Annotated in this window: 18 protein-coding genes; 8 read left to right on the forward strand and 10 right to left on the reverse strand. The window is 69.7% G+C overall.

Annotation, left to right across the window (positions count from 1 at the left end):
- Window positions 1-475: 475 nt before the first annotated feature.
- A complete protein-coding gene (locus VJT49_RS31920; protein ID WP_324168696.1) occupies window positions 476-673 on the reverse strand; it encodes a hypothetical protein in 198 nt (65 codons plus the stop codon).
- A gap of 302 nt (window positions 674-975) precedes the next feature.
- Here VJT49_RS31920 and VJT49_RS35535 point away from each other — a divergent pair, with 302 nt between their 5' ends.
- Window positions 976-1,353, forward strand: a complete 378-nt coding sequence (locus VJT49_RS35535) for an SAM-dependent methyltransferase (RefSeq protein ID WP_414636131.1) — start codon at window positions 976-978, stop codon at window positions 1,351-1,353.
- A gap of 120 nt (window positions 1,354-1,473) precedes the next feature.
- Here VJT49_RS35535 and VJT49_RS31925 read toward each other — a convergent pair whose 3' ends face one another.
- Entirely contained in the window at window positions 1,474-2,487 is a 1,014-nt protein-coding gene (locus VJT49_RS31925; protein ID WP_324168697.1) for a hypothetical protein, read from the reverse strand.
- Between the two features lie 335 nt (window positions 2,488-2,822).
- Here VJT49_RS31925 and VJT49_RS31930 point away from each other — a divergent pair, with 335 nt between their 5' ends.
- Together VJT49_RS31930 and VJT49_RS31935 are read left to right on the forward strand one after the other, a co-directional pair.
- The gene (locus VJT49_RS31930) at window positions 2,823-3,257 is read left to right on the forward strand and encodes a hypothetical protein (protein ID WP_324168698.1); all 435 of its coding nucleotides are present in this window, start codon (window positions 2,823-2,825) and stop codon (window positions 3,255-3,257) included.
- A gap of 250 nt (window positions 3,258-3,507) precedes the next feature.
- Window positions 3,508-3,636: a hypothetical protein gene (locus VJT49_RS31935; protein WP_324168699.1), complete on the forward strand. Its 129-nt coding sequence runs from the start codon at window positions 3,508-3,510 to the stop codon at window positions 3,634-3,636.
- 278 nt (window positions 3,637-3,914) lie between these two features.
- On the opposite strand, the gene VJT49_RS31940 is transcribed toward VJT49_RS31935, so the two are convergent.
- The 4 genes from VJT49_RS31940 to VJT49_RS31955 all read right to left on the reverse strand — a co-directional run bounded on the left by VJT49_RS31940 (window position 3,915) and on the right by VJT49_RS31955 (window position 10,768).
- Window positions 3,915-4,622 (reverse strand): DUF2267 domain-containing protein, encoded by a 708-nt coding sequence (locus VJT49_RS31940; protein ID WP_324168700.1) that lies wholly within the window; start codon window positions 4,620-4,622, stop codon window positions 3,915-3,917.
- 16 nt (window positions 4,623-4,638) lie between these two features.
- Window positions 4,639-5,307, reverse strand: a complete 669-nt coding sequence (locus tag VJT49_RS31945; RefSeq protein WP_324168701.1) for an HdeD family acid-resistance protein — start codon at window positions 5,305-5,307, stop codon at window positions 4,639-4,641.
- 67 nt (window positions 5,308-5,374) lie between these two features.
- Complete coding sequence (locus VJT49_RS31950; protein WP_324168702.1) at window positions 5,375-7,909, reverse strand: LuxR C-terminal-related transcriptional regulator; 2,535 nt, start codon at window positions 7,907-7,909, stop codon at window positions 5,375-5,377.
- 222 nt (window positions 7,910-8,131) lie between these two features.
- Window positions 8,132-10,768: a LuxR C-terminal-related transcriptional regulator gene (locus VJT49_RS31955; protein WP_324168703.1), complete on the reverse strand. Its 2,637-nt coding sequence runs from the start codon at window positions 10,766-10,768 to the stop codon at window positions 8,132-8,134.
- A 149-nt stretch (window positions 10,769-10,917) separates the two neighbouring features.
- On the opposite strand from VJT49_RS31955, the gene VJT49_RS31960 reads away from it, so the two are divergent.
- The 5 genes from VJT49_RS31960 to VJT49_RS31980 all read left to right on the forward strand — a co-directional run bounded on the left by VJT49_RS31960 (window position 10,918) and on the right by VJT49_RS31980 (window position 13,339).
- The gene (locus tag VJT49_RS31960) at window positions 10,918-11,145 is read left to right on the forward strand and encodes a hypothetical protein (RefSeq protein WP_324168704.1); all 228 of its coding nucleotides are present in this window, start codon (window positions 10,918-10,920) and stop codon (window positions 11,143-11,145) included.
- Window positions 11,142-11,699 carry an HdeD family acid-resistance protein gene (locus VJT49_RS31965; RefSeq protein WP_324168705.1) on the forward strand — a complete coding sequence of 186 codons (558 nt, stop codon included), beginning with the start codon at window positions 11,142-11,144 and terminating at the stop codon, window positions 11,697-11,699. Before VJT49_RS31960 ends, VJT49_RS31965 begins: the two co-directional genes overlap by 4 nt.
- Window positions 11,700-11,778: 79 nt before the next feature.
- Window positions 11,779-12,180: an SHOCT domain-containing protein gene (locus VJT49_RS31970; protein ID WP_324168706.1), complete on the forward strand. Its 402-nt coding sequence runs from the start codon at window positions 11,779-11,781 to the stop codon at window positions 12,178-12,180.
- Window positions 12,181-12,224: 44 nt separating this feature from the next.
- A complete protein-coding gene (locus VJT49_RS31975) occupies window positions 12,225-12,821 on the forward strand; it encodes a hypothetical protein (RefSeq protein ID WP_324168707.1) in 597 nt (198 codons plus the stop codon).
- A gap of 107 nt (window positions 12,822-12,928) precedes the next feature.
- A complete protein-coding gene (locus VJT49_RS31980) occupies window positions 12,929-13,339 on the forward strand; it encodes an Hsp20/alpha crystallin family protein (RefSeq protein WP_324168708.1) in 411 nt (136 codons plus the stop codon).
- A gap of 17 nt (window positions 13,340-13,356) precedes the next feature.
- Here VJT49_RS31980 and VJT49_RS31985 read toward each other — a convergent pair whose 3' ends face one another.
- The 4 genes from VJT49_RS31985 to VJT49_RS32000 form a co-directional block, all read right to left on the reverse strand.
- Window positions 13,357-14,007 carry a TetR family transcriptional regulator gene (locus VJT49_RS31985; protein ID WP_324168709.1) on the reverse strand — a complete coding sequence of 217 codons (651 nt, stop codon included), beginning with the start codon at window positions 14,005-14,007 and terminating at the stop codon, window positions 13,357-13,359.
- A gap of 2 nt (window positions 14,008-14,009) precedes the next feature.
- Window positions 14,010-14,291, reverse strand: coding sequence for a hypothetical protein (locus VJT49_RS31990; protein WP_324168710.1), 282 nt, complete (start codon window positions 14,289-14,291; stop codon window positions 14,010-14,012).
- A 147-nt stretch (window positions 14,292-14,438) separates the two neighbouring features.
- Window positions 14,439-14,879, reverse strand: a complete 441-nt coding sequence (locus VJT49_RS31995) for a hypothetical protein (RefSeq protein WP_324168711.1) — start codon at window positions 14,877-14,879, stop codon at window positions 14,439-14,441.
- A 185-nt stretch (window positions 14,880-15,064) separates the two neighbouring features.
- Complete coding sequence (locus tag VJT49_RS32000) at window positions 15,065-15,346, reverse strand: IclR family transcriptional regulator domain-containing protein (protein ID WP_324168712.1); 282 nt, start codon at window positions 15,344-15,346, stop codon at window positions 15,065-15,067.
- Between the last annotated feature and the right edge of the window lie 193 nt (window positions 15,347-15,539).

Here is a 15,539-nt window from a genome sequence, read left to right on the forward strand (position 1 = left end):
TTCACTCCGCGGGCAGCCGGCGAGTTCGGCGAGAGCGCGCTCCCGCTGTGCGTTGGCGGTCACGCCGGTGAAGATCGAGAGCGCGAGCCACAGGCATTCGCGGGCCTCGGCATACGCCCCGGCTTCGCGCAAGGCCATGCCTTCCTGGAGCGCGGACTCCGCTTCCTCCAGCCGGAAACCGCCTTCCCGGAGCAGCGTCCTTGCTTCGCGGAAGGTCCCTGGCCGCCGCTCGCCAGTCCTTCAGCCCCAGCTGGACATGCGCGATCGATGTCAGCGTGGCGGAGATGAAGAACCGGCGCGCCTCGATGTTCGCCTTGTCGCGATACCTCGTGGCGTCGGCGGGCACGGGCCTGGTGCACGGCAAGGGATTCGGCGTGCTCTCCCCGGATCCGGAGGATCGCGCCGAGGACGTTGCCGATCGTGCCCTGGCCCAGCGTGTCGGAGTAGAACATGCCGGCGGCGGTCGCCGTGCCGATCAGGTGATCGAGCACCATGGCGGACAGCCGTGCCCGCTCTTCCGGGTTTTCTCGGCCTCCCACCGCTTCGCGGCGAAGATCCGGATCAGGTCGTGGAACTGGAAGCGCCCCGGCGTGCCGGTGGCCTGGACCAGGTTCGCGTCCGCGAGTGCGTCGAGGTAGCCGTGCACGTCCTGCTCGGTCATCGCGATGGCCACGGCGTCATCGAGGCGCCGAAATCGGTGCCGGGCAGTGCCGTGAGCCTGCGGAACACCAGCCGGCCGCCGGCGAGAGGCGGCGGTAGGACATTTCGAACGCCGAGCGCACCTGGAGATCGCCCGCGGACAGCGAACTGAGCCTGGTGCTCTCGTCGCGCAACTGCGCGGCGAGGTAAACGATCGACCAATGCGGGCGGGGCGCCAGCCGGTTGCCCGCGATCGCACGGCCAGCGGCAGGTTGCCGCACAGCGTGACCAGTTCGGTGGCAGCCTCCAGTCAGCGAGCACCCGTTCGGACCCGCGATGGCGGCCAGCAGGCCGGCCGCGTCGGACTCGTCCAGCGGGGCGAGCCACAGCCAGCGCGCCGCCTCGAGCCCGGCGTGCGGCCCCGCTCAAGCGGCCGCTGACGGTGCTCACGCATCCGGTCACCCTGGAGCTCATCGACTTCGGCGAGCCGGTCATGGTGATTTCGGTTCGCTGCTGCAATTCATTCCGGACGAGTGCGAACCCGCGAAACTCGTCGCCGAGTACCGGGAAAGCATCCCGCCCGGGAGCTATCTGGCGCTGTGCACGATCACCGCCGAGCAACAGGACGAACGGCTGTGCCGTGGTGTGGACGTTCTCAACACATCCAGCTTCCCCATGCATCCGCGCGGGAGGAAGGAACTTCTGGTGATCTGACTGGTCTGGACCTCATGGGAGCCCGGTGTGGTGTTCACGGCGGAATGGCGTCCGGATGGCCCGGTGGGCGAGAACCCCGAGCGGTCGGCCGTGCTGGCCGGCGTCGCGCGCAAGCGCTGATCAGGCTTGTTCCGCGCTGAGGCCCACCCATTCCGCGGGGCCCAGCTCGCCCGCGACGCTTTTGACGTTGCTCAGTGCGGTCCAGCGCCCGCTGGTCAGGCGTACCGAGTGCAGCAGCCCGAAGTTGTTGGGATATCCGGTGATCACGATGTGGAGCTGCCCGGTGCCGTCGCCGGAGGCCGCGATCGGGCCGCCGCCGCAGGGGCCGGTCTGGCCGGTGATGTCGGTGAGGCCGGTCCAGGTTCCGTCCGCGTACCGGATCGCGTCGTACACCCGCGCCGTGCCGGCCACGGTCACCACCACATGGACCTGGTCTTTGAGCGCGGCGGTGGAGACGAAGGAGACGCCCATGGTCAACCCTGCCGGAGCGGGAACGCCGGCGAGGTTGGACCATGTCCCGTCGGGGAAGCGGACCGCGTGGTACGGCGTGCCGGGTTTGCCGAGCGAGCTGACCGCGACATACAGTTGCCCGTTGGGCAGTCCGGTGGCGTCGGCGTTGCGGATGTGGCCGCGCCGCTGGCGGAGCGCACCCTGGTTGAACCGCGCCCACCCACCGTTGGCGTCGCGGTAGGTGTGCGTGGCCTGGCCGATCCCGGTGAGCACGACGTGCAGCACGCCGCCGGCGTTCGCGGCGGAGACCCGGCCGCCGACACCCCCGCCGCCGATGGTGAAATCGATGTCGGGCTGCCCGGCGCCGCGGCCGACGATGTCACTGAACGGTCCCCACCCGTTACTCGTCAACACCGAGTGGTAGAGCCCGGACGAGGTGAGAACCATCAGATTCCGTTGCCCGCCGACCATTACTTCGTCGACGCTGCGGGCCTGACCAGGCACGCCGGGAATCCGGCTGAACCCGGTCCACGCGCCGGACGCCGAACGGGCCGCCCGCAGTACGGAACCACCGCTGACGATCGTCAGGTACGCGTCGCCCGTGGCCGCGAACGCCGCCGTGGGCGCGAAGAGCAGGACGAACATTACGGCCAGGGCCGCGGTCACCAGCCCCGGATAGGACACGAACCCTCCCCGGAGTCTCCAGCCATGTTGTGTGCTCCCCAGGGTGGCCGTGGCCTTGACCGCTGTCTTCGTGATTCCGCCACAATCGACGGGGACCGCTTCACGCGAAGTCGCAAGGCGGGGGCGGTGCTGTCACGCACGGCGTGCGCGCCAGGTGGTCACAGCCGTATGCGCTGTTTCGTGTGCCTTACCTCCGAGGTCCGAAATGGCCACTCGTGTCAAGGCGCGGCGAAGATCATCGCCCGCTACGCGGCCCGTTGGTCCATCGAGATGATGTTCTTTGATGTCAAACACATCCTCGGCGCCGGGCAAGCACGCAACCGTGTCCGAAAGCCGTGGAACGCACCGTCCCGTTCAGCCTGTTCTGCCACAGCATCCTCATCACCTGGTACGCCCTGCACGGCCACGATCACGACGACGCGGCCCAGCGCCGCGCTTCGGCACCGTGGTTCCGGTCCAAGACCGAACCCTCCACCCTCGACATGCTCACCAAGCTCCGACGCCAGATCACCGCCGCCAGATTTATGCCCACCACCCCCGACCAGCCACAACCCAAGAAATCACAGAAGTCCGGCACGCCTGGGCACAAGCCGCCGCACAACCGCAAAAGTCGAGTGACTATGAAGGCGTTGGCCGAGTGCGGTACCCACGCCTTCGTCGCGGCCGAGATCGACGCCTACCGTGTCGGGGAGAAAACCCTGGCCAACCGGTTGTATCCCCGGCTGCGCGCCGATGAGTTGCTCACCGCGGACCGGAACTTCTACTCCTGACAGGCATGGGATGCCGCCGCGGCGACCGGCGTGGCGTTGCTGTGGCGGGCCCCGACCCAGATCCATCTCCCCGTGATCACGGTGTTGCCGGACGGGACCTACCTCACCGTGTTGATCACATCGACAATCCGCGGGAGACGGGCGGGAACGGCTACCGGCCGCCGCCCGCGACGGGGCCGACCTGGCCGACATCAACGCGGTCCCGGACGCGTTCGACGAGCGTGGCCTGCCGGTCGTCCACCTGGCCCGGGTGATCGAGTACGACCTGCCCGACCGGGACGGCAACGGGACCGGCGAACTGATCGTCCTGCTGTCCACCATCCTCGACCCCGCCGACGCCCGCGCCGACGAACCGGCCGCCGGTTACCACCAGCGGTAGGAGGAAGAAACCGGAAGCAACCAGTTCAACACCCACCTTCCCGGCCCGGGAACGATCCTGCGTTCCCGGCTGCCGGACTTGGTGCACCAGGACATCTGGTCCTGCTTGATCGTCCACCACGCGATCAGCGCACTGACCGCGACAGCGTCGGCGGCCGCCGACCCAAACCCAGACCGTGCGGATCCGCTGTACCGTCACCCCGGCCAGAATTCAATTACCTTCCCGGGCGCGCGCAACCGCATGTTCGTCTCGTCGGCAAACGCCAAGCCGGGGAACACCTACCCCCGAGGCGTGTCCTGCGCTGTCAAGATCCGGTGGACAGCCTGGGCCGCCTTCGCCATCCGGTCTCCGGACGGTTCGGTGGTCGGCAGTTCCTCCAGTGCCCGGGCCAGCGTCGACACGGCTTCGGCCAGCCCGACCACCGTGTCCTCCAGCGTGTTGAGCCGATGCTGCTCGGCACCGGACGCCGCGAGCGCAGAGGACGCGGCGAGCGCAGAGGACGCGGCGGGCGCTGAGGAATCAGGCGGCGTAGGGGTACCAGCGGGTGCAGAAGCAGCAGCGGGCACTTCGCCGTGGAGCTCGGCGCGAAGGCCCGTGGGCATCAGGGTGAGCACGTGGTCGAGCTGGCCCGGGGAGAACAGCGTGTTCAGGCCCTCGGAGACCGCCCGGGCCACTCTCGGCACGTCGCTGGAGCTGATGTTGGCCGCGTGGGCGAACGAGCGGGCGAACTCTTCGGCCCCGTAGCGAAGCGGCACCCGGCTCGGGACCCACCCCTCGTAGTAGACGCCACGTAGCAACTCCGGCAGCTGGGCCGCCAGGTGGACGGCGTTGTCGACGGTGAGCCGATCCCGCACGAGTTGCAGCCAGGCCTTCACGACGCGGAAGGTGAAGTTACGGTCTTCGGTGCCCAGGTGCTGCCCGATCGTGCTCAGCCATGCCCGCGCGGACTGGTGTGCGTGGGCGAGGGGATCTGCCTGGTGTTTCATGGCTTTCTCCCGGACCTCACCCAGACGACGATTGTCCTGTTTGGTGACGATCCGCGGCGGCCTGTCGCGGCTCGGAAGGGGCACGCCGCTGTGGCACCGAGGGAGCGGCCGAGCGCAGTTCACGGCGGATCTGGATGCCCAAGGCCACCACGAACGCTCCGCCGATCACCAGTTGCACGCCGAGCAGCCAGACCAGGACCACCAGGCTGACCGCCGGGTAGACCAGCACGACGATTCCGGCAGCCAGGCTGATCAGCCCGGCCGCGACGGCCCAGCCACGACCGGACAGTCCGGGGGAGCCGACGGCGTGGATCGTCTCCAGCAGTCCGCTGATGACCCAGTACAGGCCGAGCAGCAACGTCATGATCGCCAGCGTCTGGAACGGGTGGCGCAGGACAAGGACACCCACCAGGATCGACACCACGCCGAGCAGGGCGACCAGCGCCCGGCTCCCGCCGCTCCGCTCGTCCGAGGCCAGCGCGGAGACCAGCCTGAAAACGCCGTTGATGAGCAGGAATATCCCGAAGACCAGGCCGATCGCGCCCACCGTGGCACCCGGCCACACCAGGATGGCCACGCCCGCCAGAATCGTGATGATGCCCAGGCCGATGACGCTCCCGGGCAATTGCGCGAGATATCCCGCGGTTTCCGGCATACTCCGCCGTTTGGACATGCTTTCCGTCATGGGCTCAGACTGCGGCCCGTGCGGCCGCAAAAGCTCACCCGCGGCGGGTGGTATCAAGCAGGGCTGCTCAGGTCAGGCCACGTTCCCGGGCCGCGGCGACCGCCTCGCGCCGGTTGTTCACGCCGAGTTTGGCGTAGATCGCCCGCACGTGGGTCTTGATCGTGTTCACCGATACCGAAAGCTCCGAAGCGACTTCGTCGAGGGACCGTTGTGACGGCAACCGGGCCAGCACGACGTGTTCCCGTTCCGTCAGCACACCATTACCGCCGTCACCATCCACCTTGGACAGAGCAAGGCGGACCTTCGCGGCGAAGGCGTCCGCCGCGCCGAAGCCGCCGGTCTGGCCGGCGAGCAACTGCCGCACCGCGGCGTCGGCCTGGTGGAACGGCCGGATCAGCTCGGCCGGCTCGGCGAGCCGCACCGCGTCGTCCAGCGCGCCCAGCGCCCGGGTTCGCCGGCCCGAGCGGAGGGACAGTGCGCTCTTGAGCAGGCAGCCCTCGATCCGGGTCGCCGGGGTCAGCGTCGGCAGGCCACCGTTCAGCACACCTTCGACCAGACGGTCGGCCGGTTCGATGTCACCACGGGCGAACCAGCTCCAGGCCGTCATCAGTGACGACTCCGCCGTGGCCCCTCCGCGTTGCCGTGCCCAGACGCGAACGTCCCTGGCGGAGGCGTGCTGCCGCAGCAGCAGCGCACACCGGTACTCGATGAGCGCGGCGCCGCCGACCAGCTCCGGAAGCAGGTCCGCGTCGGCGAGCTCCCGCCGGGCCCGTTGGACGCGCCGGAGCCCGGCGGACTGGTGACCGGTGTCGAAGCGCGCCGTGCCCTGCAGCAGGCCGATGAGGAAGAGCAGCCTCGGGTCCGGAGACCGGCCCGCGAGGCCGGCCGCCTGTGCCGCCTCTTCGAGCGCTCCGGCCGGGTCGAGGTGCGTCAGGCGAGCGAAGCCGCGCATGACGTGGCACGGGGCCAGCCATGGCGATCTGCGCCAGCCATGCCGTTCGGCGATCGCGACCGCCTCCGTGCACGCCATTTCCATTGCCCGGTAGTCGCCCGCGATCCCGGCCGCGGCGCCCTCCGCGACAAGGGTGTGCATGACGAGGTAGTCGAAGCCCTGGTCGTGAGCGAGCTGTTTGGCCGCGTGCAGTTCGGGCCGGGCCTTGTCCGGGGAACCGACGAGCGCCCACCCCGCGGTCAACCGGGCCAGCGCCTCCAGACCGGGTCCGTCCTGTCCGGACACGACGTCGTGCCAGTCGACGACGCTCGCCGGCCTGCCCGCGGCCAGTGCGTGGGTCGCGGCCACGAGTCGCCCCAGCGGCGCGGTTTCGGGCGTCGTGGTCACCTTCGCCAGGTTCGCCTCGCTGGTGGCGAGGTCACCCGCCTCGAGCTGGGCGATCGCGGAGATCAGTGTCAGCCAGGGATCACCGGTGGCGGCAGGCCCGGCGATCGACAGAGCGTGCCGCGTCAGGAGATGGTCGCCGTTCAGTAGCAGGGCCACGGCATGCGTGCGAAGCAGGTCCACCACCGTGTCCTGCTCGTCGGCCCGCGCCGCGTGGTCGAGGGCCTGGTGCGGGTTCTCCTCGCCGGCGAACCACGCCGCCGCGATCCGGTGCAGGTCCGCGGACAGCTCCGGCCGCCGCCGGTCGAGGTCGGCGCGGAGGTAGGAGCGCAGCAGGGGATGGATGCGGTACCAGCGGTGGCCGCGCCCCACGCCCATCACGAGCGAGTTCTCCCGCTCCAGCGTGTCCAGCACCGCGCCGGCGTCGTCCCGCCCGGACAGCATCTCGGCCAGCACCGGGGTCACCTCGTCACAGACACTGATCGTGCGAAGGAATTCCCTTGTCTCGCCGGGGAAGCGGGCCAGCACCTCGCCGACGAGGTAGTCGGCGACCGCGTGATCGTCGCTGGCGAAGGCGGCCAGGAACACGTCCGGGTCGGGCTCTTCCCGCAGTGACCTGGCCGCCAGCCGCAGCCCGGCCGCCCACCCTTCGGTCTGCTCGACCAGGCGTCGAAGTTGCTCACCGGTAAGCCGGACGTTCGCGGTCTCGAGCAGCCTCGCCGCGTCTTCGCCGGAAAAGCGAAGGTCGCAGGCGCGCATCTCGCTGAGCCGTCCTTGTACCCGCAGGCGTGCGAACGGCAACGGCGGGTCGGAGCGGCTCGACAGCACCAGCCGCAACGCCGCGGGCTGGTGCCGGATCACGGTCTCGATCCCGTGCAGCGTCTGCCCGTCGGTCACCTCGTGGACCTCGTCGAGTATCAGGAAAAGCGGGGCCGGCAGCGCGTCGAGGGCGTCGATGAGGTCCGCGAGGAACCCCGCGACGTCCGGACCCGCCGGCGGGTCGAGATCCCGGAGCGGGCTGTCCCTGGGCACGACGCCGCATTCGCCGATCGCCGCCAGGACCTCCGACCAGAACCGGCCGGCCTCGTTGTCCCCGCTGTCCAGCGAAATCCAGGCCTTGTCCGACTCGCCGGTCGTGGCGATCCAGTCCGCGAGCAGCAGGGTCTTCCCGTACCCGGCCGGCGCGCTGAGCATCGTGACCGGCGCCTGCACGGCCTCGGCGAGCCGCGCCCTCAGCCGCGTCCGGCGCACGAAGCCGGCCGGCACGCGCGGCACCGTGATTTTCGCATGGGGAATGGCAAATGAAATCCGTGCATGCCGTCCCATAACTCCGAGGGTAGGTGCGGCCTGGCCGGGATGCACGCGTCGATGCCCTCGGCGAGTTCGCGGGCGACCGCGATCGTGGCGTCAGGGCGCTCGTGGGGAGTGTCGGTGACGTTGTGCGCTACGGCGCTGCGGCTCGATGGCGGCCTGTTCGAGAGCCGCGAGTCAATCGTGTAAATCCGGATGGGGGGTTTCGAGGAGCCCGCCGTCCATCGCGACGGTGACGGCGTCACGACGCCGTTGCACGCGAAGCTTGGCGTAGATGGAACGGACATGGGTTTTCACGGTATTCGGGGAAACCGTCAAATCCTGTGCGATCTCGTCGAAGGAGCGAAGCGTCGGCAACAGGCGGAGCACGCTGCGCTCACGTTCGGTCAGTGGATCGGGAATCTCCGGACCGGCGAACCCTCGCCGAGCGGCAAGGATTTCCGCGGCGAAGGTGTTCAGTTCGCCGAGTTGTCCGCGGTGCGTGGCAAGCAGTCCGACGACTTCCCGTGACCCGAATACCAGGGGGTAGCGCAGTCCGCCTGCCTTGGCGGCCGAGAGCGCCCTGGTCAGCGCGCGAACCGCCCGGCCTTCGTTGCCCGCGAGTTTCGCGGTTTCGGCTTCCAGCAGGGAAGCCTCGACCGCGGTCCACGGCAGGATCGCGGGCACGGTTCCGTCGACGAGCGGGCGCAAAAGCTTTTCGGCCGACTCTCCCCGGCCGAGCGAGAGCTGGGTTCTGGCCCGCATCAGCAGGATTTCCCCGCAGTCCGGGATGCGAAGCCGGCTCTCGTTCAGGGCCTGCTGCGCGACCCGGCTCCAGCCGAGCCGGGACGCCGCGCGATGTTGCACCACGGCGCTGAGCGCGACCAGATCCGCCGACACCCGCGTGCCCCCGGCGAGGCGGGCCTGCTCGATCTGCCGGAGGCCGGCCGTCCAGTCGCCCAGCTCGAACCGTGCCGCGCCGGCGACCGTGCCGACCAGCAGGGTCAGGCCCTGCCCGCCGTCGGTCAGCCGTCCCGCCCGCCGGGCGTGCCGGAGGCACTCGGCCGGTTCCGCGCGCAGCAAGGCGTCGTAGGCGAGCAGGGCGCTCGCCGTCGCACCAGCGACGGTCCGCTCCCAGCCGTGTTCGATGGTGGCACGGTCCGCTTGACCGGCCAGCTCGGCCATCTGCCGGAAATCCCCGGCGGTTCCGGCGAGGCCGGCCAGGATGCCGAGGATCTGGGTGGCCACATAGGTCTGTTCACGATCCCGTGCGGCATCGAGGGCGACCCGCAACTCGTCCCACGCGGCCGCCGGGTCGCTGGCCGTCAGCAGAGCCGTCGCGCGATACAGCCGGTCCAGCGCGTCGAGCCGGTGACCCTGTCCACGCAGGCGGCCGGAGGTCGCCCGCACCATGTCCCCGACATCGCCGGTGATTTCGGCCTGACGCGCGGCGACCAGGCGGCGCAGCAGCTGGAGCTCGGCGCCCGGGTGCGGCGGCCAGGCGGCGTCGGCGTGTGCCCAGTGCAGGAGGGCGAATTCCGGCTCGCCTTCCTCCAGGCAGAGCAGGGCCGAGACCAGCGCCAGCATGCTGTCCTGGGCGACCACCTGATCGCCGACGACGGCCAGCGCCTCGTGGAGCACCTCGTGTTCCCCGGACAGGATGAGCGAAACGGCCTGCCGTCGCAGCGGTCCGCTGACGCGCTCGGCATCCCCGGTCCGGACGGCATGTGCGAGTGCCGGCACCGGCCGGCCCCGCTCGGCGAACCACCGGGCCGCCTTCGCGTGCAGCTCGGCCGCGCGCGCGGGGGCCTGCTTGCCGAGATCGGCGAGCAGGTACGACCGGACCAGCGGCTGCATCCGGTACCACGCTCCGTCGGCGCCGGACCTGGCCACCAGCGACGTCTCGTGCTCGAGGGTGTCCAGCATGGTGGCCGCGTCGGCCCGGCCGGACAGGGCGCGGGCGAGACCGGCGGAGACCTTCTCACACACGCTGATCGTGCACAGCAGGTCGCGCTGCTGGTCGGGTAGCTCCGAAAGCACTTCGGCGAGGAGGTAGTTGCCGACTTCGCGGTCGCTGCCGCCGAGGAATACCTTGTCGGCGTCCGTCAGGGACATCGCGGCGAGCTTGAGGCCGGCCGCCCATCCGCCGGTCTGCTCGACGAGCCGCCGCAACTGAGTGGGGCGCGGGTCGACACCGGAAACGGCGAGCAGGGCCCTCGCCTCCGTGGGGGAGAACTTGAGCTCCCCGGCCCGGATTTCGGTGGTCTGGCCGGCGGAACGCAGGCGGGCCAGGGAAAGCGACGAGGTTTCCCGGCTTGCCAGCACCAGCCGCAGCCCCGCGGGCCGGTACCGCACCAGGGCCTCGAGGCCCTGCAACGGTTCTGGCTCGGTGAGTTCCTGCAGATCGTCGAGCACCAGCCGGACGACGTCGGGCAGGTCGTCGAGCGCGCCGAACACCGCCGCGAGAAAGCCGGGATCCCGGCTGGGACGCCGTGGAACGGGCTGATCGCGAAGCGGGCTGTCGTGCGGCACGGAAGGGCACCCGGAAAGGGCGTCGAGTATCGCCGACCAGAACCGCCGGTCGTCGTTGTCGTCGCCGTCGAGGGAGACCCAGGCCGTGGTCTCCGGGCGTGCCCAGCCGGCGAGCAGAAGGGTTTTGCCCGACCCGGCGGGAGCGCACACCACGATCGCCGGGGCGTCCCGGGCCTGATCGAGCACGGCCAGCAATCGCGGCCGCCGGACGAAATCCGGTCCTACGGCGGGCACCGCGACCTTGGTCCTCGGCACCCGCCTGCGGGCGTTTTCGCGTAGTTCTTCCGGGTGTGCTTCCGCCATCCGCGACTCCCCGTGACGGCAGGTGAGCCTTTTACTGTTCTCCATCCCCCATCGGGTTGCCAGGCGAAAGGCGCATTTCACCACGTTCGGGCGAAGAAGACCCCAGCCGGGTGATTCAGGGTTGGTAGCCGCGAGGGAGGAGCCGCGCGGTGTCACGAACGCAGTACGAAGTGCGAGTGAGTGGGCGGATGTCGGAGCGCGCTCAGCACGCGTTCGGCGACTACTGCGACATCCGGATCGTGCCCGCCCCGCCGGAGACGATCATCTATGTCGGCGTGGTCGACCAGGCGCACCTGCAGGGCATCCTGCACCTGCTGGCCAATCTCGGCCTGACCCTCGTTTCGCTCAACCAACTGCCCAACATGGAGAACCAGTGACGGCGGGGCGGGCCCGGACGGTGGTGCTGACCCAGATCACCGTGCCGTGGTGGGTGCTGCTCGTGCTCGGCGTGCTCTGGCTCGTGTTCGCGATGCTGGTCCTCCAGTTCGATCTGACCTCGGCCCGGACGATCGCGCTCGCCGCCGGGCTGCTGCTCGTCGTGGCCGCGTTCAGCCAGCTCGTCACCGCGCAGGCGGCCCGGCGGTGGCGGTGGGTCCACTTCGCCCTGGCCGGGGCGTTCTTCGTCGCCGGCATGGCCGCCCTGGTCTGGCCGGATCCGACGTTCCTCGTGCTGGCCCGCCTGGTCGCCTGGTTCCTGCTGTTCAAGGGCTGCGCGGACCTCCTCACCGGATTCGTCGCCCGGGCCGACGAGGCGTTCTGGTGGCTGTTCCTCGTGGTCGGGCTGGCGGAGATCGCCGTGGCTTTCTGGGCGGCCGGCTCCACAACCCGGTCGGCCGCGCTGCTGGTGCTCTGGGTGGGCGTGGTGGCGCTCGCCAAGGGCGTCACCGATATCGCGCTGGCGTTCGGACTGCGTACGCCGGAGCGGGCCTGACGTCACCCCGTTCAGGTGGTGTGGCGGGCGGCTCCGGGCTCCAGCGTGGCAAGGGTCAGTTACTGATCGGAGGTCCACAGTGTCCAGCTACCCCTTGCTCAACCTGTTTCTCACCATGCTGTGGTTCTTTCTCTGGATCCTGTGGCTGATGCTCCTGTTCCGGGTCATCGTCGACATCTTCCGCGACGACGAACTGAGCGGCTGGGGCAAGGCGGGTTGGATGATCTTCGTCTGTGTCCTGCCGTTCCTCGGCATCTTCGTGTACCTCATCGCCCGCGGCCGTGGCATGGGCGAACGCGAACTCCGGCACGCACAGGCGAAGGAACGCGAGTTCCGCGCCTACGTGCGGGGAGCCGCCGCCGAGCCGGCCGCGGGCACCAGCCAGGTGGCAGAGCTGGAGAAGCTGGCGGGGTTGCGCAACCACGGCGACATCACCGAAGAGGAATACCAGCGCGCGAAGAACCGGCTGCTCGCCGTCTGAGGGTTCGCGGTCGGTAAGGAATGGAGGTTGCCACGATGACGCCCATGCCGTCGGCTACCTGGCTGACGCGGCAATGGCGGTTGCTCCGCCCCGGCCGGAATCCCCTGGCCCGCCGGTGCGATCGCATCGAGGCGGCGGTGCTGATCCTCGCCGTCGTCCTGTGCCTGGCCGCGATACCGCTCGTGATCCTGCTCGGCGCGAGTGTCCACGCGCGACAGTCGGAAGTGGCGCGTGCGCAGGCCGCCGAGCGTCACCAGGCGATGGCCGTCACGCTGACGGATGTCGGGCCGGCCGCCGCGAACGACACTCCAGCGGCGGCGACCACCGCCGAGCAGACGCCCGTCCAATGGGGGTTGCCGGACGGCGGCGCCCGGACCGGCGTCGTCAGCGTCGCGTCCGCCACGCCGGCGGGCAGCCTGGTGCCGATCTGGCTGGACCGCAACGGCGATGTCACCACCGCGCCGATGTCCCCGGTCAAGGCGGTCGCGCTGGCTTCCGGTTTCGCGGTGCTGGCCTGGATCGGCATCGCGGTCGCGGTGGTCGTTCTGACGCGGGCGGTGCGGGTCCTCCTCGACCGGTCGCGCGCGGCCGCGTGGTCCCGGGAATGGGAACTGTTCAGCCGGAAGTCGAGCCGCTGGTGATCCGGAATTGCCGCCAGAACGCTGTTCAGAACGCGAGACGGGCACACGTCGTGGCCTGCCCACTCGCGCACCTGTCTTGAAACAGCGCTGTGAGTGAGGAGGTTGCCATGTCGTCGATGCTTCCCCGCAGCAGGAAGGCGGGGCTTTCGAACCTCGCCGAGTGGCTGGAGGGTGCCTGGCCGTTCGGTGAGCACAACCTCGTGCGGATCGAGGAATCCGCCGGGGCCGGCAAGTACACCGTCCGTGCCGAACTACCCGGATTCGATCCGGAAAAGGGCATCCATGTCACCGTCGAGGGCAGCATGCTGACCATCGCGGCCGAACGTGAGGCCGGGAAAGAGGAAAAAGGCCGCAGCGAATTCCGCTACGGCTCGTTCCAGCGGACGGTGAAGCTGCCCGAAGGCGCCGATCCCGGCAAGGTCACCGCGAAGTACACGAACGGGATTCTCGAGGTGACCGTGCCCTGCGAGGCGGGCGCGCCCGGCAGGCAGGTCGACATCCCGATCGCCCAGGAGTGATCGCGCCCGAGCCGTTTTCAGTCGCGGGGCGTGACCGGCGCGAGCCAGAGCCCGGTGAGGGCATCGATGAGCCCGGTGGCGGTGTCCTCCCAAGTGGGCCGGGGCGTGGCCGTGCCTTCCGCCAGTGCGCGCTCGCGTTCGGCGCAGGTGTGCACGATCACGTGCCGCACCATGTCGCTGCGCTCCGCGCCGACCTGACCCGGCAGCGCGGGAAGGCACCGCTTCAGCCCGTCGAGCGCCTGCTGGATCGTCGGCGCGGTGAGCGTCTCGTCGAGCATGATCGCGCGGAGGCTGGGGTCGGTGGACACCTGGGCGCTGAACCGCGCGTACCAGGTGGGGTTGCCCAGTTCGGCCAGGTGCTCGGTCAACGGGCGGACCAGGCACGCCACCCAGTCCCGCAACCGGATGGTGTCACCGGTTTCGCCCAGCATCCGGGCGCGCAGCTCCTCCATCGGCTCGGCGTGCTTGCGCACGATCGCGCGCACCAGTTCCGCCTTGGTCCCGAAGTGATAGCCGACCGCGAAGTTGTTGCCCTGTCCCGCCGCTTCGCTCACCTGGCGGTTCGACACCGCCAGCACGCCGTGCTCGGCGAACAGCCGTTCGGCCGCCGACAGGATCAGCTCACGCGTCTCGCCGCCGCGTTCGACCCGCGTGGTCCTGCCTGCCACGGTCACCACCGTACCGGCACGCGTTCGAGGCCGGCGGCGACGAGTCCCTCCCGGCGGCGGAGGTCGTCCGGCGCCACGGCCAGGTCCAGCGACGGCAACCGCCGCGGAAGCACCTCGAGCACGGTGAGGTAAACGGTCAGGTAATCCGAGACCGTCCCGCCCTCCCGGCTGACCGCGGAGTCCGTTTCGGACGGTCGAGCGGCGCGGGCGACCGGGCACTCCTGCCGCGCCGCTGGGCCGGGAAAGGGGTAGCTCAGCACCTGCTCGCCGTCGCCCTGATCCATCGTGACCTCCCTGCCACCGGATTCCCGGCACCAACTCAAGTCCGACGACTTCGGCAAGTCCACTTTCTACTCGCTCGGTCTGTTCGGCGGCCGCGTCCGGTGACGTCCCGCTCGAGTATCCGACGGCGGGCAGCCCCCGGCCGCGGGTCAGGCGGTGGTGAGGGTGTCACGCACCGCGGTGAATGCCTCGTACTCGGCCTTCTGGTCGACCGGCAGCTGGTAGAACCCGGCAGCGATCTTGGGCACGGACGGGATGACGGTCAGGCGGAAGGTCTGGCCGTCGCTGGTCTTGATCACGAACCGGCCCTGCAGGTCACGCTTCTTCACCGACGCGCGGTTCGCGTCCGTGATGGTCAGCGGGGCACCGGCGGTGACCGCGCCCTTGTTCTCGTCGAGCGGGACGATGACGAGGTCGGTCTGCCCCGGCCTGAAGCCCACCGCGAAGTTGCTGATGGTGGTCCTGCGGAACACGACGTAGTTCTTCTGCCTGATCTCGGCGGCGTAGACCTTGGTGTAACTCGGCCCGTCCGCCACCACCGAATCGAAGGCGGCGTGAATGGCGGCCTTCAACTGTTCCTTGCCTGGCACTGCGACTCCTCCCAGTCCGCTCAATTCCGAGCAGGATCTCGTGTGGGAGCGCACTATATACGCCCGCCCGGAGGTCATTCACCGACCACTTCACTTTTCGGGGAAGGGAAATGTGAGTCATTAACCGACCGGATGGGGAACGCGAACAGGATCGGGCGGCAAAGAAAAAATGGCGCCGAAATAGTTCAGGCGAGTAATGGCGCCAGTTGGCCGGCGTGCTCCCGTAACAGCGCGACGAGGTCCGGGTTTCCTTCGGCGACCCGCTCGGCGGGCCCGCTCACCGCCAGGCCAGCGATCAGGGTGCCGTCGGTGACGTCGCGGATGGGGACGGCGAGGCAACCGCGGTCGGGGTGCAGTTCGCCGCACTGGCGGGCCAGGTGGGTCCGCGTGATCTCGGCGAGTTCGGCGGTGAGCCGGTCGCCGTCGGTGATGGTGTGCGAGGTGAAAGGGCGGAGTTCGCCCACCACGCCGCGCCAGTCGGCTTGGTCGGCGCGAGCAGCAGTTTGCCGAGCGCGGACGCGTGCGGGTACCGGGCGAGAACCGCGTCGGCGGTCGGCGGGTGGTCGGGGTCGGTGTCGACGAAGATGAGCCGGCCCGTGCGGAACGAAGCGAGGTTGACACCCCACCGCACGCGTTGCCGGAGGTGGTCGACGATCGCAC

The organism is Amycolatopsis sp., from assembly GCF_035276945.1.
Classification (GTDB): domain Bacteria; phylum Actinomycetota; class Actinomycetes; order Mycobacteriales; family Pseudonocardiaceae; genus Amycolatopsis_E.

Excerpts from the sequence above, each read along its gene's own strand:
- VJT49_RS31940 (WP_324168700.1), bottom strand. The coding sequence starts at position 4,622 with ATGAAACACCAGGCAGATCCCCTCGCCCACGCACACCAGTCCGCGCGG.
- VJT49_RS31980 (WP_324168708.1), top strand. The coding sequence starts at position 12,929 with ATGTCGTCGATGCTTCCCCGCAGCAGGAAGGCGGGGCTTTCGAACCTC.
- VJT49_RS31975 (WP_324168707.1), top strand. The coding sequence starts at position 12,225 with ATGCCGTCGGCTACCTGGCTGACGCGGCAATGGCGGTTGCTCCGCCCC.
- VJT49_RS31945 (WP_324168701.1), bottom strand. The coding sequence starts at position 5,307 with ATGACGGAAAGCATGTCCAAACGGCGGAGTATGCCGGAAACCGCGGGA.
- VJT49_RS31990 (WP_324168710.1), bottom strand. The coding sequence starts at position 14,291 with ATGGATCAGGGCGACGGCGAGCAGGTGCTGAGCTACCCCTTTCCCGGC.
- VJT49_RS31955 (WP_324168703.1), bottom strand. The coding sequence starts at position 10,768 with ATGGCGGAAGCACACCCGGAAGAACTACGCGAAAACGCCCGCAGGCGG.
- VJT49_RS35535 (WP_414636131.1), top strand. The coding sequence starts at position 976 with ATGGCGGCCAGCAGGCCGGCCGCGTCGGACTCGTCCAGCGGGGCGAGC.